Raw genomic sequence first — 20,403 nt, 5'->3', positions numbered from 1 at the left:
TCAGATTATGAGGTGATTCCGCATCGTCTGGGACGTTATTTGCCCGACCCCGCAAACGTCAGATGGGGGACATTCAAGCCAAAGAAGAAAGGCGCAGCAAGCTTCTTGTACAAAGCAGGGGACCACTTACTGGTCCCCTTGTCCGCTGCGCCCTTGAAACCTTGTTGCAGAATTACTCGTCTGCTTCGAGTGCGATTTCGGGGTTCTGCTGGATGGGGTTTCTGCCTGCACGGATCTCGTTCATCACGCGGGTGCGGATTTCTTCTTCCATCTCGGGGTGCTCGGCAATGTAGCCAATGGCTTTCTCTTTGCCCTGCCCGATGCGGGTTTCCCCATAGGAGTAGAAGGAACCGGCCTTCTTGATGATTTCGAGGTCGGTGGCGAGGGAGACCAGATCTCCGAGTTGATCGAAGCCCTTGCCGAACTGCAGGGTGAGTTCCACTTCCTTGAAGGGAGGGGCCACCTTGTTCTTCACGACCTTGATCTTGACGTTGTTGGCCACGGCCACATCGCCCTGTTTGACAGGTTGACCGGTCTTGCGCACGTCCAGACGCACGGTGGAGTAGAACTTGAGGGCACGTCCGCCGGTGGTGGTTTCGGGGTTGCCGTACATCACACCGATCTTTTCACGGACCTGGTTGATGAAGATGGCAGCAGTGCCGGTCTTGTTGAGGATGGCGGTCAGTTTGCGCAGGGCCTGGCTCATCAGACGGGCCTGCAGACCGGGGAGGGCGTCACCCATTTCCCCTTCAATTTCGGCTCTGGGGGTCAGGGCTGCAACGGAGTCCACGACCACGATGTCGATGGCGCCGGAGCGCACCAGCAGTTCCATGATTTCCAGGGCCTGCTCGCCGGAGTCAGGCTGGGAGACCAAGAGGTCGTCCACGTTCACGCCAAGTTGACGGGCGTACTGGGGGTCAAGGGCGTGCTCGGCGTCGATGAAAGCGGCCACGCCACCGAGTTTCTGGGCCTGGGCAACAATGCTGAGGGCCAGGGTGGTTTTACCACCGGACTCGGGACCGTACACCTCGGTCACACGGCCACGGGGAATCCCGCCAACGCCGAGTGCAACGTCCAGACTGAGGGAACCGGTGGGGATCACCTGAACGTCCATGCTGGTGTTGTTGCCGAGTTTCATGATCGAACCTTTACCAAACTGCTTTTCAATCTGGTGGACGGTCTGTTCGAGGGCTTTCAGTCTTTCTTTGTTTTCCATAAGTCTCCTTGACGCCTGTGCTGGGCATTCCAGCCTGCTGATCTGGGGGCTTTGATGTCTTCTTTACTGGCCGAAGTCTCTGAATTTGAAGGTCTTGAGGATCTTGTAGGTGGGTCCAGACAGTTTCAGGTTGCTTTGCACCAGAACAAAACTGCTGGCCTTCCAGGAGAGATCAAAGACCTGTGGGGGAACCCTGGGGGCAGGACCTTTCTTGCGGGCGAGGGTGATGTGGGCCTTGAAAGCCTTGTCCTCAAAAGGGTAGTCGATCTGTGAGGTGAGCGCCTCAGAGATCTCCTGGAGCTCCGGGGCCTCGGTTTTCACGAACCAGACCCTGGGGCTTCCCTCATTGGGGAAATACCCGGTGCCGCGCAGACGGATGTCGAAACTGTCCCGGGCTTTGCTGATGCGGTCTCCCAGCTCTAAAAGGGGTTTGCTCTTCCCTTCCGGGTACTGGGGCATGAAGGCGAGGGTGATGTGCATCTGGTCGGGCTTCACAGGCCGCCAGTTGCCTCTCAGGTGTTTCTGGATGGGGGCCAGTTGCTCCTGGATCTCCTGGGGAACCATGATGGCGTAGAACAGTCTCACTGGGCTTCGCCTTTCAGGGTTCTGTAGAGCAGCATCAGGGCAGCGTTGCTGGTCCTTTCAATGAGCTGATCGGGTGTTCCCACCCAGTTCAGCGTGGCGGTTTTGTGTTCGGTGTCGGTCACCAGGGCCACATGGCATTCATGGGTTTCCAGGTTTCCAACGGTGGCGAGGCCGTAGGTGGCCCCGAGGCGGTCCTGAATCCCTCTGGCAAGTTCGATGGCAGCATTCACGCTGTCTTCTCCCTCTTCAGAAAGGGTTCTGGGGGTGAGGCCCAGATCCACCTGGATGCCGTGGTCTCCGCTGCTGAGGACGCCCTTCACCCTGGGGTGCCTGCCCAGCTTTTGAGCCAGGGCACCTGCGGTGAATGCTTCAAAGACGGCCAGCGTCTCTTTGCGTTCCTGCAGCTTTTTGAGGGCCACACTTTCCAGGGTGTCGCTGTCCTGACCATAGATGAACTTCGCAAGCTTCTCACGCACGATGGCTTCGGTGGCGGCTGCGCCCTGTCTGGCTTCTTCGAGAGAGTCGGCCATGTGGGCGACGCGCACGTCCACACCATGTTTTCTGGCGTAAGTGGCAACGCTTGGAGAGTTCTGCAGGGTGAGGTCACCGAGCAGATCTGCAATGTTGCTCTCGCCAATGCCAGAAGTGTGCAGGGTCACATGGTACAGGGCACGCTCTGGGAGATCGAGGCGTGGAAGCACCTGCTCTTTCCACATCCGCTTCATTTCCTGAGGAGGGCCAGGCATCGCAACGATGATCTTGCCGTCCTTTTGGACCATCCAGCCAGGGGCAGTTCCGATGGGGTTGTCCAGCGAAATCGCACTGGGGATGAGCCAGGCCTGTTTGGTGTTGCTCTGGGGCATGGTTCTGCCCTTTGAGGTGTACATGCTTTCAAGGTGATTCAGGAGGTCCTGATTCACTTCGGGGGTTTCACCAAGCACCAGAGCAATGCCTTCGCGGGTGAGGTCGTCATCGGTGGGACCCAGGCCACCTCCGAGGATCACGAGGTCACTCCGCTCGAGGGCTTTTCTGATGGTGTCGGCAACACGCTGGAGGTTGTCTCCCACCGTATTTTTATGGTGGAGGACCACCCCTCTGGCCTTCAGTTCATTGGCGAGAAAAACGGCATTGGTATCGGTGATTTCACCGAGGAGAAGTTCCGTACCGACGCTGATGATTTCTGCTATAAACATAACGACTCCTTATACTATACAGGAAAGTGGGCGAGTTGTCACGTCTTTCAAATGCGGCTGTTTTACACTGTTCACCATGAAGAAATTCATTCTGGCTGCGATCCTGCTCCTCCCTCTGGCCCACGCCCAGCAGACCCCTGCCGAGCCCCAGACCTCCGCTTTTAAAACCCTTGAGCCCCTCTCGAAGGACCGGGTGCTGAAATTCAGTGAACCCCAGTGGGTGATCAACCCCAATAAACCGTACCGGGCTGTCATTGGCACCACCAGGGGCAACATCACAGTAGAACTCTACCCAAAAATTGCCCCCAAGGCCGTGAACTCATTTGTGTTTCTGGCCCTCAACCATTATTACGACGGGATTGTTTTTCACCGTGTGCTGGACAATTTCATGGCCCAGACCGGTGATCCAACAGGCACCGGAACAGGTGGCCCCGGCTACAGATACGGTCTGGAAGTCGAAGAAGGAGTGATTTTCAACTCTGCAGGTCTGCTCGGGGTGGCAAACAGTGGCGGCAGATCCACCAACGGAAGCCAGTTCTTCATCACCTTTGCACCTGCTTCCTGGCTGAATTATGGCTACACCATTTTCGGCAAGGTTCTTGAGGGCATGGATGTGGTGAACAGCATCCAGAAAATCGATCCCCAGAAGCCCAACCCTGGCATCAAGCCTGATGCCATCAACACCGTGACGATTCTGGAAGGAAACTGAAGTTTTTGACAGAAAGTTATTAAAAGAACATTTACAGGAAATAAAATTGATGCATTGATTCTTTTTCTTGCAAAAACAGTAATCAGGACTGGCTTTCTGATGTCAATCTGATGCTTCTTGTCAATGTATGGCACAATCCTCCAAACAGGACGGTGCCATACTTGCCGTATGAAACATATGTTCTGGCTGCTCATTGTTGTCTTATGGTCGGCTACCTCGCAGGCCCAGAGGTATCCGGGAAGCAATGCGGCCAGACTGTTCAACACCTTTCAGGCCATGATGGTGAGTTATTACGGCGAACAGAAGGACCTGCTTCCTGACCTGCTCAGCCGTTACCGCGATCAGGTGGAAAATGCCTGCGAGGAAGAGCAGAAGTGCCAGTCCAGAGACGCCGAGGCCCAGATTCGAAACCTGCTGAAAGAACTCGGCGATGCCCACACCGATCTCAGTTCCATTCGCAACTTCGTGGTCTATGAACCCCAGGAGCAGGCCCAGTACGCCCTGGAAAATGAACTCGGGGTGTACCTCAAAAGAGAAGCAGGTCACTGGTACGTGCAGTTCGTGATGTATGGCAGCTCTGCAGACCGCAGTGGTCTACAGCCCGGAGATCAACTCCTCAGTGCAGGTGGAAAGAGCCTCGCTGAGGTGCAATCCGAATCTGACCTGAACTTCAAAGGAAGAACCGCCCTGCTGGTCCAGAGGCAGGGCAAAGAGCTGCAGATCCATCTGAACAACAACGACTACCAGGACGATTACTGGCAGAGGGCCATGTACAAGGTTGAGGGGGATGTCGCCATCATCCAGATTCCCACCTTCTATGCCGAAAACCGTGGAGGCAGAACCAGTCTGGTGCAGCTTCCCATCAGTGAAAGCCTGCACAGGGCCCTCAGGGAACTGCAAACAAAAGGCATTCAGAAACTCGTTCTGGACCTGCGGTACAACTCAGGGGGTCTTGTTGATGAGTGCGCAGCTTCCTCCTCTGCCTTTGTGAAGCAGATCAAGGTCTATCAGGACGCCAAATTCACGGCAGGGTACATGCGGGTGGAAAACGGGAAAGTCTTCACCCTGGACCGCTCCAAAGTGGTCTCTGGACTGGTGATCCCCATGGTCCGGGCCTCTGTGAACACGCCCAGTTTCTGGGAAGCCACCAGCAACAACGTGGCCGTGCTGGTCAACCATGAAACGGCATCCTGTGGGGAATGGTTTGCCTATCAGTTGCAACGCAACGGCAAGGCAACCGTGATTGGCGTTCCCACCTATGGCCTCCTGAACACCAGCACCCAGACGTATGGCCTCACCAACCGCTACGCCCTGCAGGTCACCATGATCCGCTCACTGGACGAGAACTTCCAGCTGTACCCCAGAAACATCACCCCCGATCAGGTGGTGGAAAACACCCTCACCGAAGACCTGCAGATGAAAGCTGCTCTGGCCCTCTTCAATCCCTGAGCATCGGGGCAAGAGCCACCTGCAACAGATGCCGCTGACCAGACCTGCCTGCATACTTTTCCCGGAGTGCAAGCAGGTCTTTTTGCAGCTCCCTTGCGTCTTCATAGGAGAGGTGAAATTCACTGACCCATGAAGGCAGCAGGACTGCAGGTGCATCTCTGCCTGCGGGATGGATCGAAGCATGTTGATCCGCGGCAAAATCAGCATGGAGCTGTTGTTCAGATCGGTAGAACAGCACCCCTGGAAGCGAACCTCTGGCCTCCAGACCAGCCCTGAGAATTTTTTCCTGCCAGATCTGGCTCCACTGCAACAGGATGCTGTGCAGGGCCTCCGGCTCCAGGCCTTCAAAGGAGAGGTAGACGCTCTCCATGGCAGCACAGTACTTTTTTGTTTTCTGCAGGCTGTTCACTTGCAGCATGTCCATCTGAACCCAACGCTGGACGTGATACCCCAGTGTGGTTCTGGGCACGCCAGCTTCACGGGCAGCGTCCTGCAGAGAACGCGGTTTCCCCAGAAACAACAGAAGCCAGCCGAGCCGTTGTGGATTCAGGCACTCAGCAAGCTGCGCCGCAGCCTTCAGGATCAGGTGCTGACGAAAATGGTCTTGCATTCGTCACATGTTAACTCCAGCATGAGGTCATGTACACCATCCTGTTTCTGTTCACTGTGACCCCCGCCTGGCTCAGATTGACCCGCCAGGAACGCACCGCCTTTCGGGAAAGGGTTCTGGAGCCCATCTTTGCAATACATGCCAGCGTGGAAGTGCAGGCCTTTGATGCAGAGGCCTTCTCGGCAAGTTGCTCTGACTTCCTGATCCTCAGGACCCCTGACCTGCAGGCCTATTACCACCTGATGGAGGCCCTGAGAGACACCGAGATGTTCACCGTTCCGTATCTGGAGGTCAAAGACATCATCATCGGGCTGCAGGATGGGTATCAGCGGTATGAGGAGAAATATGGTGCCATGCCGTAGGGATAGGCCACTGGCCCGCCACACACCAGCCCTTTGGGATATGCTATTTGCATGGCAAAGCGTCCTGTTTTTGCACCTGACAAAAAACCACCTTTTGTGCGTGAACTGGAAGTGGAATTCAAATGGCATCCAGGGCTTTCCCGCTCACAGGCCCAGAAGTCCATTGCAGAGCTGCACCACAGCGCAAATCAGCACGGCCTTGAAAACCTGCTGGAGATCTCCTCGAAATCCAGCACCCCTCTGGGCAACAACCTGAGTGCCTTTCACCTGATGCTGAAAGATCAGGCAGGCCAGCAGATGTCTGTGGAATGCGCCTATCAGGGCAGCAAGGTTTTTGAGCAGGGTGGCCCTTATACAGATCTCTATCAAACAAGCAGCAGAGAAGCCAGACAGGATGAACGCCTGAGAACCTCTGGCCGGATCATCGCTTTTGAGTTTCAGGGAACACGCTGGCCCGCCACACCCACAACGGCCTTTTATGACTGGCTGTATCTGGATGCATTAAAGCAGCATCCAGAGCTGCAGCAGCAATTGCTGGATTTTGATGGATTTACAGACATTGCCTTCAATCCAGAGAAATCTGCTGCCTGTCAGGCCAGATGTGCAGCCATGTTTGTGGCCCTGGTACGCCTGGGCCAGTTTGATGAAACCCTTCGAAGTCAGGAAGCTTTCCTGAAACGGATGCAAAACCAACCTGAAGTCTGACCAGCACTACGCAAAATAGCCACTTGCAGTCTGGGCCAGACAGGTTAAGATGGCCCATGCTTGTAGATCTGCGCTCTGATACCGTCACCCGCCCCACCCCAGAGATGATTGAAGCCATGGCCACTGCTCCTGTTGGAGACGATGTTTATGGTGAAGACCCCACCGTGAACCTGCTCCAGGAAGAAGCTGCACAGGCCCTTGGCTTTGAGGCAGCCCTGTACATGCCTTCGGGCACCATGACCAATCAGGTGGCCATTGCCGTCCACACAAAACGTGGGCAGGAGGTCATCACCCAGCAAGGAGCACACATTTACGAGTACGAACTCGGAATGATGGCGACCTTCTCTGGGGTGGTGCCCCGTTTCGTGCCTGCTCCCCTCGGTGTTCCTGATCCAGAGGACATTCGCAAGGCCATCGGGCGCAGCATCCACAAAAGCCCCACAGGCCTGATCTCCATTGAGAACACCCACAACATCGCCGGAGGAACCATCGTGCCTCTGGATGTTTTGAAAGGCGTCCGTGAAGTGAGCCTGTCTGAAGGGCTCCCCATGCACATGGACGGCGCACGCCTGATGAACGCCGCTGTGGCTCTGGGTGTGGATGTCAAAGAGATCACGCAGCACTTTGACTCGGTCAGTCTGTGCCTGAGCAAAGGCCTTGGAGCGCCTGTCGGAAGCGTTCTGGTCGGCTCTGAAGCCCTGATCAAAGAGGCCCACCGTTACCGCAAGATGATGGGGGGAGGCATGCGGCAGGCAGGGGTTCTGGCTGCAGCAGCCAGACTTGCCCTGAAAGACGGTCCTGCCCGACTGGCAGAGGATCACCGAAAAACCCGCACCCTCGCAGAAGCCCTCAGCAATGCAGGCTATGGGGTGGACCATGCTGCAGTGCAGACCAACATCATTTACGTGCAGGTTCCAGATGCCTTCCAGAAAGCCGAAGACCTGAAAAGCAAAGGGATTCTGGTGAACGCGGTCTATGCCGACAGCCTGCGTTTCGTGCTGCACCACCAGATCACCCAGGAGATGCTGGAGCACACCATCGCCAGCCTGTAAGAATGGTCAGAGGTCAGCAAAACAAAAAGCTCAGGGATGCCTGAGCTTTTTTGTGTGGGGTTGCAACAGGGGGACATGCTGACTCGCCCTATTTTGCGTGGCAATCCGTGGACCCTGAATCCAGCACAGTGCCCAGACGTCTGGGATTGGCATTCAGGAATTCCCAGGTGTAACTGCTGTCCTTCAAATTCAATTTGAGAACCCCAAACTGGGTGTTCACATGCTTCTCGCTGCCCGACTTGATGAAAAGCGTCCGGTAAAGGACTGCCCCTCCTGTGCCCACGATGATCTGACGGATGCCTTTTGCATCTGGAGCCCCTGAGCTGTTCAGCTGTGCAAAACGCTCGTAGTGGTGGTCGTGGCCGACCAGCACCAGATCGGCATGATGCTCCTGCAGGAGGTTCCAGGCGGGTTGCATGATGCTGTTGTTGCCGTGGTACCCCGAAGACACCAGAGGATGGTGCCAGTAGGCCAGGATGCATTGACCTCTAAAAGCATTCAGATCGGACCTGAGCCAGTTCAACTGCTCCTGCATGGCCTCCCCTTTCAGGTTGGAGTTGAGGGAGAAGACCCGCCACTGGCCCAGATCGAAACGGTAATACCCCTTCCCTGCCCGGTCCCCGAAGTATTCAAAATAACCTGCTGCACCAGGGGTTTCGTACTCATGGTTGCCTGGAGCAGGATGGATGCTGCTTTTGAAACTGCCCCACGCGGGATCAAAACAGGATGCAAAATCTGTCCTGCTGCCCACGGTGTAAGCCAGATCCCCGAGGGCCAGCACCCGCGCATCTGGTGTTTTCTGCAACTCCTGGCGAATCAGATTGCCCGTCCAGTAGGGGGCCTGCAAATTGCACATGCCAATGTCTCCAGCAGCGAGCACCGTGCTCTGGGCATGTCCCTGTTGAAACAGTCCTGCTGTTGTGAGCACCAGAAAACTTGAGATCAGGCGTCTGAACATCATGCCTCATGCTGCCATGAAAAGATGAAAGATCTGCCAGCTATCTGATCGACCGTTCCAGATGGTCAATTTCCTTGAAGGTGGAGGCCACAGCAATGTTGGCCTCCCGGACCAGCAGGGCACTGGCGTACAGCAAAGAACTCGTGCCCAGCAGACCACAGGCAATGCCAAGAAGATTTCCGAATTCCCAGTGGAAGAGCTGCACAAACCCGACCATGATGCTGGTGAGGACCAGCAGACCAATGGCAAAATAAAGGGCGCTGAGGGCCGTTCGCATCAGGATCAACCGTCTGGAGAGGGTGGGGACTTGCTCGACCAGGAGCTCAAGGCGAGTGTCAGAAACACCCTCCTGCCGCATTTTCTCCACTTCCTTGCTGACCGCCCGGACCCTATCGATGATGCGCACCATGCGGTTGGAGGTGGACATCACCAGGGTACCGCAGGCGGAAATCAGCACTGCCGGGGTGATCATGGCACCCAGAACCTCGGCAGCAGTGGTGATTTGCAGCAAATTATTCCTCCAGAATGCGCTGGATCTCCTCTGCGTACTTTTCGGCCTTGATGCCCCCAAAGCCTTTGATGGCAGACAGGCTGGCGTAGGAGAGGTCTTTCAATTGTGCCATCTCGAAAAGGTGGCGGTTGTGGGCAATCACATACTGCGGCATGTTCAGCTGTCTGGCCCGCTCGGCCCGCCAGGTGCGCAGTTTCTCGAAGCGTTCCCGTTCTTCGGGAGACAGTTCAGAAAGGTTGAGTTCCCGGGGTTCAGGTTTCTCGGGCTTCTCTGCTTTTTCGGTTCTTGAAGGTCTGGTTGCAGGTTCCGCTGTCATGCCTGACTGGGTTTCCAGAGCGCGCCCAGCATGAAACAGGGCACGCACCACCTGGGGGTGCTGGTAGGGACTGGTGTCTTCAAACACTTCACCAGAGTGGGGGTCCACGCCATCGGCGAGCAATTGTAAGATGCGCAGGGCTTCTTTGCTGTCCATGTCAGGCACAGTACCTCAAACGGTTTCCTCATGGTATACCTGGAATCCCCGTGCGAGATAGTTCTTAAGGGCATTCGGGTGATCCCAGTCGCAGGTGTTCAGGAAAACCCTGTGTGCCCCCAGGCTCCAGGCCGCTTCAATCACCCGGGTCAGGGCAGGCCCACCCAGGCCACGGCCAATGTAACGGTCTGCCAGACCAAAGAATTTGATTTCACATTCCTGCGGATGTTCCCACAGCTCTGCATAGCCGATGGGCGTGTGGTCCAGATACACAATGGCAAGGTGCACTCCGGGTTGTTCGCACATCTCCTGCCATTTCTCATCGGACCAGGGCAGGCGGTCGGTCCAGCGGTATGCACTGCCAATCCATTGATAAAAGAAGCGGTTCAGACGGTAATCCTGGTGTTTGCAGACCCGCACCTCCAGAACATGTTCCGGGTGGTGTTTCGGTTTCAATTGATCAGGGCTTTTCATTTCCAGATAAGTGATGGTCTTTTGCATATCCGAATCATAAGGGATGGGTCCTGGCTTTCAAGAGCAAAGGAAAAATCCCTTCTGTTTCCAGAAGGGATCATGCAGGATGTGTGGTACAGCTTTCCAGAGGTGGTCCCCTGGCCTCGGTCATCGACTTGCGGCCTCCAGGGTGACGGTTTCAGCGTCCATCTGGCGGGCAAGCCGGACCAGAGATCGAGCAAAGTTGCGCAACCATCGGGGTCTCTGTGAGGTCAGGGCGCGTGCAATTTCGGCCTGCTGGTGAAGTTCCTGAAGTTTCTGCTGGGCGGACTGGAGGGCAAGGTACTGGTGCTGGTGATCCATGGTGGGCTTCTCTTTCTGGAAGCCCCCGTGCATCACTTCTTCAATCTGCGCAGGGCTTCCTCAGGGGTGATCTCTCCGCGTTCCAGCAGGTCGAGTGCCAGTTCACTGGGATCGGGCTCTACAGGTTCGTATCCAAGGTCTCTGAGCATGGCTTCAAATCTGGCCCGCACGGTGGGATACGAGATGCCGAGAATGCGTTCCACTTCTTTGAGGTTGCCCCTGACCTTGATGTACAGCCGCAGGAATTCCAGGCTGTCAGGGTTGAGGGTGGCAAACTCGTTGAGTTCGAAGTGGCCCTTCACCGTGACATCGGACTGCACAAAGGTCAGTTCGGTGACGATGGGCTTTTCCTGAACTCCAGGGAAGGGAATGGGGAGCGGTTTGAGCATACTTATTAGCTTACTTTCCTGACCCTCTGACCGTGCAGTTCTGGTGCACTCTGGTCTGGTGGGAGGTGGGGCCCGGGGGTCCAGAACCCCACTGTCTGGGAGGGCTTGAAAACCTATTCGATGGTCAGGCGCAGCTGGGCTCCGCTTTCGTCTTCGAATTCCATCAGGCGGCCCACCGGAGGGTTGTTCTTCAGGAGGTCGGGCAGGATTTCAGGGTCGATGCCTTTTTCTCCGATCATGCCCAGCACTTCTCTGGGAATCAGCTTGAGGGCGTGGTCTGCCAGAGCGAGGGGAACGTTGGTGCGGACGGTGGACCCACTGGCGCTCTCGAATTCGACTTTGAGGGTGGTGGCGGTTCTGGGCTGTCCGGCTCCAAATCCTTTGCGGATGCCACTCAGGGCAGATTCGATGGCACTTTCGATGGTGGTGTCAATGCGGGGGGCCCTGGGAGGAAAGGGAGGCTCGGGAACCTGACCGGGGAAGCCTGCCCCTGCACGGCCCATCAGAATGGTTTCCACTTCTGCAGTCCCAAGGGCTTCGTTGCGCAGCAGTCCCACGTAACGCTCCCACTCTTCGGGGCTGAGTTTCAGGCGAGGGCTCAGGGCAGTGATCAGTTTGAAGGAATCATCGGCGCTCAGGCGGCCCTGCTTGACCATGTCCAGGATTTTCTTGATCTGATCCATAACTTTCTCCTTAGCGAATCCGCAGGTCGATGTCGCCTGCATTGACGTTGATGGTGACACTGGCATCTCCGGAACCCAGAACCGCTTCATAACGGCCACCAGTGACGGTTCCTCCGTGCTTGGTGGTGGGAATGCCTCTGGCGTCAAAGTCTCCGGCGGTCAGGTTGACGTTCACCTTGGCACTGCTGCTGGGGGTCAGGTTCAGGTCGAGGTCCCCGGCAAGCAGTTCGACACCGTGCTGGCCTTCTTTCAGGTCGGCATTGATGTCCACATCTCCGGCCTTGGCACTGATGTCAAATCCGGTGATGCCGGTCAGATCGATGTCTCCGGCCTGGATGTCCATCTTCACAAAGGCAGGCACGTCCCTGACTTCAATGTCACCAGCGAGGAGGTGCACTTCCAGGCGCTCCACAAAGGTGGGCACTTCGAGGTTGACATGCACGGGTTTGAACTTGCCGAACAGGCCCACCATCTTGTCGAGGAAGCCGCTTCCCTGTGCTTCAAAGTTGCGCTGGTCTTCCAGAATCCAGGTGTTGCCTTCGGTGCGGATCTGGATGCCGTCGGTGTTGTAGCCAACAAGTTGGGGGGTGCTGACGTTGGGGTTCCCTCTGACCTTGAGGTCTCCAGCCCTGAGGCTGATGCGAAGGACGCGTTCATTGCCTGTGCTGGGCAGCGAAATCTGCTTCAGCTGGGGTTCCTGGTGGCCTGCGAGCAGTTCCTGGGCTTCTTCGGGGGTGATTTTTCCCTGTTCGAGCAGTTCTTTGACCTTGTTTTCAAAATCGGACATAACTCCCTTTCATTTCCAGGCAGTGTTGGAATGTGGCGGATTGTGGTGCTTTGAGAGTCAACGTGAGGGGTGGCTCTGCGGGGTCATCCGCCCGCCTGCCTTCATGACCAGATGGTAAACTATTCTTTCTATTCTGTCAATAGTTTTTTATAGATTATAAAGCTCAGTTTTCCATTTTGATTTTTCATGTCTGGGACAGTAAGCTACTCCCATGACCCGAGACGAAGCCTACGAATTGATGTGCCAGCACACCCCCAGCGACTCCCTCCGCCGTCACATGCTCAACGTCGAGGCAGCCATGCGCCACTACGCCAGACTGTGGGAGGAAGACGAAGAACAATACGCCATTGCTGGCCTCCTGCACGACTTCGACTATGAACTTCACCCCGAAGAGCACCCCTTCTGGGGCGTCAAATACCTGCAGGAAAACACCGACGTCTCTGATGAGATCATCCAGGCCATCCTCGGCCATGCCAGCTACAGCGGTGTCAAAAGAGAAACAAAACTTGCCAAAACATTATTTGCCGTTGACGAATTGACCGGACTGGTCCAGGCCGCAGCCCTGATTCGACCCGACAAGGACATCAAAATGCTGGAGCTCTCCAGTGTCAAGAAACGCTTCAAAAACAAAGCCTTCGCCGCCGGCGTCAACCGCGACGAAGTGCAGGAAGGTGCCCAGGACCTCGGGGTCGACATGGACACCCACATGGCAAACGTATTGAAAGCCATGCAGGAGATGTAAGATCCCAGTTTAAGGTTGCTGGGGCCAGATCCCCCCGCGCATCGCTACGCTCTGCAGTCCCCCCTTAAGGAAAGGGGGTTGGTGAAAAACTCAAATGGAAGCTATGCCAGACGCCCTATAATCCCCCTTTGTCAAGGGGAACAGCACCGAAACGCAGTGAGGTGCAGGGGGGATCTTGCCACCCAACGCTGACAGGGGACAGCGCTGTAGGGGCGAGGCGGGCTGAGGGACCAACACGCTGTCCCTCGTTCAGCACAAGACAGCATGCCTCGCCCTGCGATCAGCAGGAGGATCTAATCTTCCGTTCCAATTGAAAAGCTCTGCTCCAGAAGGTCCTTGCTGTAGGTTTTGAAGGCCAGCATGGTCTGGGTTTTGAGGATGCCGTCAATTTTGCGCATGTTCTGGGTGACCACTTCATCGAGGGCTGCGTAGTCGGGCATGCGGATCACAGCGACGATGTCCCACTCTCCGGTGACGCTGTAGACATCGGTGACGTGTGGGACCTCAGCGACTTCCTGGGCCGTTTCGACAATGCGTTTGCGTTCGGCCTGAATCAGAACCAGAGCGGTAATCATAACCCCAGAATACCCTGTTACACCGATCTTATCGACAGTGACAGGGCATCAGGTTTTTACAGCAGTGTCCGGACCTGCCAGAGTTCAGGGAAGAACTGGTAGTCCAGGGCTTTTTTCAGGTACCCGATGCCAGAAGTGCCTCCGGTGCCTGGTTTCTCGCCAATGATGCGCATGACGGTGCGGAGGTGCTTGAACCGCCACTGCTGGAAAGCATCTTCCAGATCGATCAGTTTTTCTGCGAGGTTGTAAAGGTCCCAGTGCTTTTCAGGATGGGTGTAAACCTGTTTCCAGGCTTCCAGCACACTCTCATGGGCCTCGTAAGGCTGGGTGAAGTCTTCACGCAGGGCGTCTTTCACCTGAAAACCCCTGCGGTCCAGCAGCATCAGCACCGTGTCGTAAACGCCAGGGGTCTCAAAAGCCTCTTTGAGTCTGGCATGCACCTCGGGGGTTCTTTCATGCATGTGCAGCATGTAGGGGTTTTTGTTGCCCAGTTTGAATTCCAGTTCACGGTACTGGGCACTCTGAAATCCACTGGAGGACCCCAGCTGGTCCCGAAAGCCCACATACTCACTTGGGGTCATGGTGCCCAGGGTGCTCCACGCCTCGATCAGTTGTTTCTGGATCACCTTGATGCGGGCCAGCATCTTGAGGCTCTCTGGGAGGTGGTCTGCCATGATGGCCTGCTGTGCGGCATGAAGCTCGTGCAGGGCCAGTTTCATCCACAGTTCACTGACCTGATGGATCAGGATGAAGAGCATTTCGTCGTGGTGGTCGCTCTGGGGGTGCTGGGCACTGAGCAGCTGTTCAAGGCTGAGGTAGTCGCCATAGGTCATGGTCTGTCTAGTCATCTAGGTGATTATAAGACCAGAGAGCGAGATGCACCCTATTTGCCCCTCAGGCTCAACCCAGTTCAAAAGCAGATGGGATCTGACAGGCTTTTTACACCAGGCTGTTTCATGTGGATCAAGCCTGCAGAATCAACTTGAGAAAGACACGGTACAGACCTTTGCTCTTCAGGAAGCTCATCAATTTATTCATGTTCCATATTTGTTACTCATAGATTAATTTGTCCCACCCATCTCTTGTAATATAAATGTAATTAATATTAAAAGAAATTTATGCTTGCTGTATCACCACTGAAAAGAAAATGGAAAGGTACCATTCATAAAATGAAGTTACCTATGAGAGAAAATGCGATGCGTTCCCTGCACATCCCTACCCTGGCCGCAATGCTGCTTCTCGGGCTCAGTGCCTGCAGTTCGAGTACCGTCACCACCACACCGCAAGGGGTCTCTGCTGTCAGAATCAGCCCCAATGCTGTTCAAATGCTTGCTGGAGAAAGCAAAGTCCTCGATGCACAGGTCACTGCTTCTGGTTCCGTGGACCAGAGCGTCACCTGGAGCAGCACCAACCCCAGTGTGGTGGTGGTGGATGCCTCAGGCAAAGTCACAGCCCTGAAAGCAGGAAGCGCCACCATCACGGCCACCAGCAAGCAGAATTCTGCCAAAGCTGGAAACTCCAGCATCACCGTCCAGGAGCCTGGGGTGGTCAACTCTGTCAGTGTGACCCCTTCAAATCTGGACCTTCAGGTGGGCGGCACCCAGAGCCTGAGTGCAAAAGTCACAGGTACAGGCAGCTTTGACAGCACCCTCAACTGGACCAGCAGCGATGCCAGTGTGGCTGCGGTTGACAGCACTGGAATGGTGACAGGCCTCAAGGAAGGCACTGCAACCATCATGGCCACCAGCAAAGCCAACAGCACCCTCAAAGCAACAGCGTCGGTCAAAGTCAGCAAGGCCAGCAGTGATCCCTTCAACATCACCATCGTCTTCCCGGCCAACACCCTGCTGACCCCCTCACAGAAGCAGGCCTTCACTGAGGCTGCGAGCCGCTGGTCCCAGGTGATCGCTCAGGGACTGCCGGATTTCAACGGCACTGCCAATGGCAAACCCCTGAGTGTGGATGATGTCCAGATCAATGCAGATGCAGTCGCCATTGATGGTGTGGGCAACATTCTGGGAATGGCTGGCCCTGAATTTGTTCGCAACGAAAACAGCCTGCCCATCACAGGAATCATGAAATTTGACAGTGCAGATGTCGCCAACATGGAAGCCAGAGGCACCCTGAAAAGCGTGATCCTGCACGAAATGGGCCATGTGCTCGGCATTGGGACCCTGTGGGACAGTTTCATCACCCACAACGGTAATGTCGATTGCCAGAATGCCAGCATCATCGAGTTCACCGGAGCCAAAGCCCTTTTGCAATTCCACAACCTGGGCAAAGCAGGCAACATTCCTGTGGAAACCACAGGTGGAAAAGGCACCAAATGTGGACACTGGAGTGAATCCCACTTTGACAGTGAACTGATGACTGGCTTTTCAGAAAGTGGCCCCATGCCCCTCAGCAGGATGACCGTGGGGGCCCTGGAAGATCTGGGCTATCAGGTCAATTACAACGCTGCAGATCCCTACACTGTTCCAGTCAAACCTTCTGGCATTGAAAAGCAAAGCCTTGAGCACGGCGAATTGCTGCTGAAACCCAGAGGTCGCCTCTAAACCCTTCCCTTCTTCCCTTGACCCCTGCATGCCCAGGGGTCTTTTTTGTTGCAGCTGCCCGAGGGGCTATCATGAAGCACATGTTGTCTGACAAAGCACGTTATGCCCTCATCTGCCTGTGGATTGAACAAATTTTTCTGCTTCTGGGATTGTTGTTTCTGATTGCCATGGGAGTGCTGGTCACGCAGTTGCATGCCTTCAGCCAGGAACCCATCCCTGCAGGTTTCTGGATTTACATCTGGATTGTGGGAGGTTTTGTGGGTCTGCTTTCCATCGCTTTCATGGTGTGGCACAGCTTTGTGATCCGTGGCCTGAAGGAAAGACGGTCAGGGGCATGGTTGCAGGGATGCATTGTGTTCGGCATCAGCATCCTGTCTGGTAGCCTGATCACGGGCATTCTCGGGTTGATCTTCCTGCTTGATCCAGAAGTCAAAGCCTATTACGAAGGCTCTCCTCTTCCTCAGAGGCCTCAGGATGATCTCTGGCCAGAGGCTTGATCCTGGCACGGTTCCCCTTACAATGAAAAGACCAGAGTGTGAGGAGGAACACAATGAAGATCCTGGTCTTGATCCACGTGCTGTCCGCCATCATCGGGGTGGGACCCACCTACTTCGGACTGATGCTGCTGAGGCAAAATTCGACCCCCAGAGACCTGCAGACCGGTCTGAAAGTGGGAAAAATGCTGGAGTGGTTTCCCAAAATCGGTGGAACCCTGGCCGTCTTGAGTGGTTTTGCCCTGATCCTGCTGAACAATTACGGGCCTTTCACCCAGATCTGGCTGCTGGGCTCGTTGATCCTGTACATCCTGATTCAGGCCATTGTGATCGGTTTTGTTTCACCCAGAGCCGAAAAACTGGCAGCCTGGGTGTTCAACCCTAAAAATGAGAGTGCCACCAACCTGCCTGCAGAACAGCAGGGCCTGCTCAGGAGCGTCAGCACCGGGCACTGGCTTGCAGCTGCGCTGGGAACGGTGCTGTTCACCTTCATGATCCTGAAACCCCATTGATCTGAAGAAGGACCTGAACTCAAAAAGGCCACGATGCTCTCCTGGCCTTCAATTCTTTATCTCAGGTGGGGAAAGAGAAGACCAGTTCGGTCCCCTCTCCAGGAGCACTGACGATTTCCAGTGAGCCTCCAGAGAGCTCCACCCGTTCCCGCAGGCCGAGCAAGCCCAGGTGACCCTGGTGGGCCAGATCGAGCAGGTTCTGGACTTCAAAACCCTTGCCGTCATCAATCACATGGACCAGGATGTCTTCATTCTGATAGTTGACCCGGATGGCAGCACCGTTGGCACGGGCATGCTTGTCAATGTTGGTGAGGGCTTCCTGGACCACGCGGAAGAGGGTGAGTTCCACCTCGGAGTTCAGGCGGCGTTCCTGCCCCTGCACTTCCAGACGGGTGGAGGTTTGCGCATTGCAGGCCAGCCATTCCAGGGCAGGCAAAAGCCCAAGATCATCGAGAATGCTGGGCCTGAGGTTGCGGGCAAAACGACGCACACTGTTGATGGCGGTTTCCAGATCGCTGCGGATGTCCTCGGCACGGGCTTTCAGGGCGGTGCCGTCCAGTTCCTTGCTCAGGCGGTCAATGCGGCGTGTGATGGCCACCAGCACCTGCGCCGTGTCATCGTGCAGTTCGCGGGCAATGCGCCTGCGTTCCTCTTCCTGCGCCTGCGTAAAGAGGGAGAGGTAGGTGCGCAGTTCCATCTGGCGTTCCTGACTGAGGGCAAGGGCCTGACCCCGCTTGGTGATCTCCTCGGCCAGACGGTGCTGCTCACTCAGGTCACGGGCCACCGCCAGATAACCAATGGTCTGGCCTGCACGGGTGAGGGGGTTGAGGTTCATCTCCAGGTAGGCGGTTTCGCCATTCTTGCAGTAGGCATGCACCTGATAGACCGTGCTGAACCCGGTGTTCCACACCTCATTCAGGGACACCCCATCGTGGATCAGCAGGCTGCGGTAATCGCGTCCAATCAGTTCCCGCTCTGAGAACCCCAGCACCTTGAAGGTGGAGGGGTTGGCATAGGTGATGTTGCCCTCCCGGTCGGTGGCAATGATCAGGTCCTGTGCCGCCTCGGCCAGCAGCCTGTACTGGGCTTCCTGGCGTTTCAGGGCGTTGAAGAGCCGCTGGTTGGAGAGCACCAGAGACATCTGGTCTGCCACAGCGGTCAGGAAATGAATCTCATCTTCCGGGAAGTCGCTGTAGGCGCGGGTCATGTCCGCATACACGTACCCGATCAGGCGCTCCTGGGCATACAGGGGGGCACAGATGGCATTTTTCGCTCCGGGCAACCCCTGACCCACAGGCAGACGCATGGCGGTGGACCGCTCAAAGAGGTCTGCAAATTCAGCGACAGGCAGCAGGGCCTCTCCAGGATCGAGTTCGCTGGTGTAACTGGACTCCACCTGATAGTCGCTGGTCAGGAGCACAATGGCACTGCGGTCTGCCCCGATCACACTGGAGAGGTCCGTGCAGACCTGGTTCCAGTCCCACTCGGTCACATTGAGGAAGGCCCGGGCAATCTGCAGCAGGATGCCTGCCTGACGCTCACGGCGCACCTCCTCCTCGTAAAGGCGGGCGTTCTCGATGGCCAGTGCAGCCTGTCCGGCAAACACCTCCAGCACGTAAAGGTCCTCCTCGTCGTACTGGATGGCATGCTCGAAGTACAGGCACAGCCCCCCGAAGACCACACCCCGTGCCGCCAGAGGGGCACCAATCAGGCCCCTGAACGGGTACTTTCCGGCCTCCATCAGCTGGGCACTGTAGCTGTTGCGCCAGGCAATGGGGTTCTGATGGTAATTCTCGATGGCGTCCGGCATGATCTGCGGCTTGTTTTCCGAGACGGCGCGCCCCACCACCCCCTCCCCGTACCTTGCACGGATGCGCAGCATGAACTCGGTTTCCAGCCCCAGTGCACTGCGAATGGACAGGGTTTTCTTGTCCGGAGACAGCTGAAAAATGGAGCAGGCCTTGGCCTTGAAGATCCCCTGGGCATGCTGCAGGATGATCTGCAGCACCTCACCCAGATTCAACGTGCTGGAGAGGGCCAGGGCCACTTTACGCAGCGACTCCGACACCCTGCGCTTGCGGGATTCCTCGGCATACAGGCGGGCATTGTCAATGGCAATGGAGGCCTGTTCAGCAAAGGTCTTTGCCAGCATCACATCGTCCGGGAGCAGCCTCTGGCGTTCACGGGTGGTGTCCATGTACAGCACACCCAGATGCTTCCCACGGGCCTGCAAGGGCAGAATGATGCAAGACTGCATGCCAAAACGGTGCAGACGCTGCCTCAGTTCGTCATGACCAGACTCCGCAGGAAGCACAATCGGCTCTGAACGGACCACCAGTGACTTGAAGGTGTCTGGAGACAGGCTGATGGTCTCCTCGTCTCCAAAAAATCCCTCAAAACCATAAGAGAAGATGCGCCCTGTTTCTGCACTGCTTTCCCCAAGGGCCTGATACAGCCCCAGGAAAGCCCTCTCCATGCCCAGGCCTCTGGGGGCCACCTCCACAATGACCCTGAGCACCTCACTGAGGTCCAGGCTTCCCCCCAGACGACGGGTCAACTCTGCAATGGCCTGCGTCTCACGGGTCTGGGAAGCACTCTCCTCTCGGGACAGGATGCCCTCAAGGAGCACCCCCATCACCGGACGGAGCTCAATCAGGTCCGGCGTGCGAATCGCATTGGCCCCGATCAGCTCCAGCGCGTAGCACTGCTTCTGGGTGCGAATCGGCAGCAGCAGAGAATGCTCCTCCTCCTGCACCCGGTCCATCTCAATGGACTGCTGCACGTACTCCAGCGCAGCACTCAGGGCAAAACCCATCCCCTGGGAGCACAGCAGACGCAACGTGCCCCCCTCATGCAACTGGTAGACCTGCCCACCGTGGGCCCGGGTGAGGTCCAGCCCAAACGCCAGCAGAATCCGCAGGGCGTCCTGCGAGTTGGAAGCCTGGCTGATGCGTTGCAGTTCACTGAGGATGCGGGTCTCGATCATGGGAGGAGGTCAACAAAGAGTGGGAGAGGGTTTGAGCTCAGA

The 20,403-nt window shown here is 56.2% G+C and carries 24 protein-coding genes; 9 read left to right on the top strand and 15 right to left on the bottom strand.

Annotation, left to right across the window (positions count from 1 at the left end; genetic code table 11):
* Nucleotides 1-172 precede the first annotated feature (172 nt).
* From recA to DC3_RS15545, 3 genes are all read right to left on the bottom strand, one after another.
* Nucleotides 173-1,216, bottom strand: a complete 1,044-nt coding sequence (gene recA / locus DC3_RS15555; RefSeq protein ID WP_146885873.1) for a recombinase RecA — start codon at nucleotides 1,214-1,216, stop codon at nucleotides 173-175.
* Nucleotides 1,217-1,279: 63 nt separating this feature from the next.
* Nucleotides 1,280-1,801 carry an RNA 2',3'-cyclic phosphodiesterase gene (gene thpR / locus DC3_RS15550; RefSeq protein ID WP_146885871.1) on the bottom strand — a complete coding sequence of 174 codons (522 nt, stop codon included), beginning with the start codon at nucleotides 1,799-1,801 and terminating at the stop codon, nucleotides 1,280-1,282.
* On the bottom strand, nucleotides 1,798-2,994 hold the full coding sequence (locus tag DC3_RS15545; RefSeq protein ID WP_146885869.1) for a CinA family nicotinamide mononucleotide deamidase-related protein: 1,197 nt from the start codon (nucleotides 2,992-2,994) through the stop codon (nucleotides 1,798-1,800). Before DC3_RS15545 ends, thpR begins: the two co-directional genes overlap by 4 nt.
* Before the next feature lie 76 nt (nucleotides 2,995-3,070).
* On the opposite strand from DC3_RS15545, the gene DC3_RS15540 reads away from it, so the two are divergent.
* On the top strand, nucleotides 3,071-3,703 hold the full coding sequence (locus DC3_RS15540; RefSeq protein ID WP_146885867.1) for a peptidylprolyl isomerase: 633 nt from the start codon (nucleotides 3,071-3,073) through the stop codon (nucleotides 3,701-3,703).
* Nucleotides 3,704-3,871: 168 nt separating this feature from the next.
* Nucleotides 3,872-5,152 (top strand): S41 family peptidase, encoded by a 1,281-nt coding sequence (locus DC3_RS15535; RefSeq protein WP_186816068.1) that lies wholly within the window; start codon nucleotides 3,872-3,874, stop codon nucleotides 5,150-5,152.
* Here DC3_RS15535 and DC3_RS15530 read toward each other — a convergent pair.
* Nucleotides 5,142-5,762, bottom strand: coding sequence for a hypothetical protein (locus tag DC3_RS15530; RefSeq protein ID WP_146885863.1), 621 nt, complete (start codon nucleotides 5,760-5,762; stop codon nucleotides 5,142-5,144). The genes DC3_RS15535 and DC3_RS15530 overlap by 11 nt on opposite strands.
* A gap of 29 nt (nucleotides 5,763-5,791) precedes the next feature.
* Between DC3_RS15530 and DC3_RS15525 the strand changes: the two genes are divergently transcribed.
* Genes DC3_RS15525 through ltaE form a run of 3 tightly spaced genes read left to right on the top strand, consistent with a single transcriptional unit; the run spans nucleotide 5,792 to nucleotide 7,881 of the window.
* Nucleotides 5,792-6,124, top strand: a complete 333-nt coding sequence (locus DC3_RS15525; RefSeq protein ID WP_146885861.1) for a darcynin family protein — start codon at nucleotides 5,792-5,794, stop codon at nucleotides 6,122-6,124.
* Between the two features lie 51 nt (nucleotides 6,125-6,175).
* On the top strand, nucleotides 6,176-6,829 hold the full coding sequence (locus DC3_RS15520) for a DarT1-associated NADAR antitoxin family protein (RefSeq protein ID WP_146885859.1): 654 nt from the start codon (nucleotides 6,176-6,178) through the stop codon (nucleotides 6,827-6,829).
* Between the two features lie 56 nt (nucleotides 6,830-6,885).
* A complete protein-coding gene (ltaE, locus tag DC3_RS15515) occupies nucleotides 6,886-7,881 on the top strand; it encodes a low-specificity L-threonine aldolase (protein ID WP_146885857.1) in 996 nt (331 codons plus the stop codon).
* An 88-nt stretch (nucleotides 7,882-7,969) separates the two neighbouring features.
* Here ltaE and DC3_RS15510 read toward each other — a convergent pair whose 3' ends face one another.
* From DC3_RS15510 to DC3_RS15475, 8 genes are all read right to left on the bottom strand, one after another.
* Nucleotides 7,970-8,842 (bottom strand): metallophosphoesterase family protein, encoded by an 873-nt coding sequence (locus DC3_RS15510; protein ID WP_146885855.1) that lies wholly within the window; start codon nucleotides 8,840-8,842, stop codon nucleotides 7,970-7,972.
* A 37-nt stretch (nucleotides 8,843-8,879) separates the two neighbouring features.
* Nucleotides 8,880-9,350: a DUF2721 domain-containing protein gene (locus DC3_RS15505; RefSeq protein WP_146885853.1), complete on the bottom strand. Its 471-nt coding sequence runs from the start codon at nucleotides 9,348-9,350 to the stop codon at nucleotides 8,880-8,882.
* Nucleotide 9,351: 1 nt separating this feature from the next.
* On the bottom strand, nucleotides 9,352-9,822 hold the full coding sequence (locus tag DC3_RS15500) for an HRDC domain-containing protein (RefSeq protein ID WP_146885852.1): 471 nt from the start codon (nucleotides 9,820-9,822) through the stop codon (nucleotides 9,352-9,354).
* A gap of 15 nt (nucleotides 9,823-9,837) precedes the next feature.
* The gene (locus DC3_RS15495) at nucleotides 9,838-10,323 is read right to left on the bottom strand and encodes a GNAT family N-acetyltransferase (RefSeq protein ID WP_146885850.1); all 486 of its coding nucleotides are present in this window, start codon (nucleotides 10,321-10,323) and stop codon (nucleotides 9,838-9,840) included.
* A 120-nt stretch (nucleotides 10,324-10,443) separates the two neighbouring features.
* Entirely contained in the window at nucleotides 10,444-10,638 is a 195-nt protein-coding gene (locus DC3_RS15490; RefSeq protein ID WP_146885848.1) for a hypothetical protein, read from the bottom strand.
* A gap of 32 nt (nucleotides 10,639-10,670) precedes the next feature.
* Entirely contained in the window at nucleotides 10,671-11,027 is a 357-nt protein-coding gene (locus DC3_RS15485) for a DUF2089 domain-containing protein (protein WP_146885847.1), read from the bottom strand.
* A gap of 113 nt (nucleotides 11,028-11,140) precedes the next feature.
* Entirely contained in the window at nucleotides 11,141-11,710 is a 570-nt protein-coding gene (locus DC3_RS15480; RefSeq protein WP_146885845.1) for a hypothetical protein, read from the bottom strand.
* A gap of 10 nt (nucleotides 11,711-11,720) precedes the next feature.
* A complete protein-coding gene (locus DC3_RS15475) occupies nucleotides 11,721-12,497 on the bottom strand; it encodes a DUF4097 family beta strand repeat-containing protein (RefSeq protein WP_146885843.1) in 777 nt (258 codons plus the stop codon).
* Nucleotides 12,498-12,708: 211 nt separating this feature from the next.
* Here DC3_RS15475 and DC3_RS15470 point away from each other — a divergent pair, with 211 nt between their 5' ends.
* Nucleotides 12,709-13,239, top strand: a complete 531-nt coding sequence (locus tag DC3_RS15470) for an HD domain-containing protein (RefSeq protein WP_146885841.1) — start codon at nucleotides 12,709-12,711, stop codon at nucleotides 13,237-13,239.
* 293 nt (nucleotides 13,240-13,532) lie between these two features.
* On the opposite strand, the gene DC3_RS15465 is transcribed toward DC3_RS15470, so the two are convergent.
* Both DC3_RS15465 and kynA read right to left on the bottom strand, forming a co-directional pair.
* Nucleotides 13,533-13,814 (bottom strand): Lrp/AsnC family transcriptional regulator, encoded by a 282-nt coding sequence (locus tag DC3_RS15465; RefSeq protein WP_146885839.1) that lies wholly within the window; start codon nucleotides 13,812-13,814, stop codon nucleotides 13,533-13,535.
* 56 nt (nucleotides 13,815-13,870) lie between these two features.
* The gene (gene kynA, locus DC3_RS15460; RefSeq protein WP_146885837.1) at nucleotides 13,871-14,662 is read right to left on the bottom strand and encodes a tryptophan 2,3-dioxygenase; all 792 of its coding nucleotides are present in this window, start codon (nucleotides 14,660-14,662) and stop codon (nucleotides 13,871-13,873) included.
* 321 nt (nucleotides 14,663-14,983) lie between these two features.
* Between kynA and DC3_RS15455 the strand changes: the two genes are divergently transcribed.
* From DC3_RS15455 to DC3_RS15445, 3 genes are all read left to right on the top strand, one after another.
* Nucleotides 14,984-16,369, top strand: coding sequence for an Ig-like domain-containing protein (locus DC3_RS15455; RefSeq protein WP_186816067.1), 1,386 nt, complete (start codon nucleotides 14,984-14,986; stop codon nucleotides 16,367-16,369).
* Nucleotides 16,370-16,449: 80 nt separating this feature from the next.
* Nucleotides 16,450-16,866, top strand: a complete 417-nt coding sequence (locus DC3_RS15450) for a hypothetical protein (RefSeq protein ID WP_146885834.1) — start codon at nucleotides 16,450-16,452, stop codon at nucleotides 16,864-16,866.
* A 53-nt stretch (nucleotides 16,867-16,919) separates the two neighbouring features.
* On the top strand, nucleotides 16,920-17,375 hold the full coding sequence (locus DC3_RS15445) for a DUF2269 family protein (protein WP_146885832.1): 456 nt from the start codon (nucleotides 16,920-16,922) through the stop codon (nucleotides 17,373-17,375).
* A 61-nt stretch (nucleotides 17,376-17,436) separates the two neighbouring features.
* On the opposite strand, the gene DC3_RS15440 is transcribed toward DC3_RS15445, so the two are convergent.
* The gene (locus tag DC3_RS15440) at nucleotides 17,437-20,361 is read right to left on the bottom strand and encodes a GAF domain-containing protein (RefSeq protein ID WP_146885830.1); all 2,925 of its coding nucleotides are present in this window, start codon (nucleotides 20,359-20,361) and stop codon (nucleotides 17,437-17,439) included.
* Nucleotides 20,362-20,403 lie beyond the last annotated feature (42 nt).

The organism is Deinococcus cellulosilyticus NBRC 106333 = KACC 11606 (genome assembly GCF_007990775.1).
In the GTDB taxonomy this organism is placed as follows: domain Bacteria; phylum Deinococcota; class Deinococci; order Deinococcales; family Deinococcaceae; genus Deinococcus_C; species Deinococcus_C cellulosilyticus.
Note: the sequence above shows the minus strand (reverse complement) of the source record. Positions and strands in the feature narration are given on the sequence as shown.

What these genes read in the sequence shown, in the direction of transcription:
- DC3_RS15495 (WP_146885850.1), bottom strand. Translation starts at nt 10,323, where the DNA reads ATGCAAAAGACCATCACTTATCTGGAAATGAAAAGCCCTGATCAATTG.
- recA (WP_146885873.1), bottom strand. Translation starts at nt 1,216, where the DNA reads ATGGAAAACAAAGAAAGACTGAAAGCCCTCGAACAGACCGTCCACCAG.
- ltaE (WP_146885857.1), top strand. Translation starts at nt 6,886, where the DNA reads ATGCTTGTAGATCTGCGCTCTGATACCGTCACCCGCCCCACCCCAGAG.
- DC3_RS15540 (WP_146885867.1), top strand. Translation starts at nt 3,071, where the DNA reads ATGAAGAAATTCATTCTGGCTGCGATCCTGCTCCTCCCTCTGGCCCAC.
- DC3_RS15500 (WP_146885852.1), bottom strand. Translation starts at nt 9,822, where the DNA reads ATGGACAGCAAAGAAGCCCTGCGCATCTTACAATTGCTCGCCGATGGC.
- DC3_RS15455 (WP_186816067.1), top strand. Translation starts at nt 14,984, where the DNA reads ATGAAGTTACCTATGAGAGAAAATGCGATGCGTTCCCTGCACATCCCT.
- DC3_RS15485 (WP_146885847.1), bottom strand. Translation starts at nt 11,027, where the DNA reads ATGCTCAAACCGCTCCCCATTCCCTTCCCTGGAGTTCAGGAAAAGCCC.
- DC3_RS15535 (WP_186816068.1), top strand. Translation starts at nt 3,872, where the DNA reads ATGAAACATATGTTCTGGCTGCTCATTGTTGTCTTATGGTCGGCTACC.
- DC3_RS15530 (WP_146885863.1), bottom strand. Translation starts at nt 5,762, where the DNA reads ATGCAAGACCATTTTCGTCAGCACCTGATCCTGAAGGCTGCGGCGCAG.
- DC3_RS15450 (WP_146885834.1), top strand. Translation starts at nt 16,450, where the DNA reads ATGTTGTCTGACAAAGCACGTTATGCCCTCATCTGCCTGTGGATTGAA.
- DC3_RS15480 (WP_146885845.1), bottom strand. Translation starts at nt 11,710, where the DNA reads ATGGATCAGATCAAGAAAATCCTGGACATGGTCAAGCAGGGCCGCCTG.
- DC3_RS15445 (WP_146885832.1), top strand. Translation starts at nt 16,920, where the DNA reads ATGAAGATCCTGGTCTTGATCCACGTGCTGTCCGCCATCATCGGGGTG.
- DC3_RS15510 (WP_146885855.1), bottom strand. Translation starts at nt 8,842, where the DNA reads ATGATGTTCAGACGCCTGATCTCAAGTTTTCTGGTGCTCACAACAGCA.
- DC3_RS15440 (WP_146885830.1), bottom strand. Translation starts at nt 20,361, where the DNA reads ATGATCGAGACCCGCATCCTCAGTGAACTGCAACGCATCAGCCAGGCT.
- DC3_RS15545 (WP_146885869.1), bottom strand. Translation starts at nt 2,994, where the DNA reads ATGTTTATAGCAGAAATCATCAGCGTCGGTACGGAACTTCTCCTCGGT.
- DC3_RS15465 (WP_146885839.1), bottom strand. Translation starts at nt 13,814, where the DNA reads ATGATTACCGCTCTGGTTCTGATTCAGGCCGAACGCAAACGCATTGTC.
- DC3_RS15470 (WP_146885841.1), top strand. Translation starts at nt 12,709, where the DNA reads ATGACCCGAGACGAAGCCTACGAATTGATGTGCCAGCACACCCCCAGC.
- DC3_RS15525 (WP_146885861.1), top strand. Translation starts at nt 5,792, where the DNA reads ATGTACACCATCCTGTTTCTGTTCACTGTGACCCCCGCCTGGCTCAGA.
- DC3_RS15475 (WP_146885843.1), bottom strand. Translation starts at nt 12,497, where the DNA reads ATGTCCGATTTTGAAAACAAGGTCAAAGAACTGCTCGAACAGGGAAAA.
- kynA (WP_146885837.1), bottom strand. Translation starts at nt 14,662, where the DNA reads ATGACTAGACAGACCATGACCTATGGCGACTACCTCAGCCTTGAACAG.
- DC3_RS15520 (WP_146885859.1), top strand. Translation starts at nt 6,176, where the DNA reads ATGGCAAAGCGTCCTGTTTTTGCACCTGACAAAAAACCACCTTTTGTG.
- DC3_RS15490 (WP_146885848.1), bottom strand. Translation starts at nt 10,638, where the DNA reads ATGGATCACCAGCACCAGTACCTTGCCCTCCAGTCCGCCCAGCAGAAA.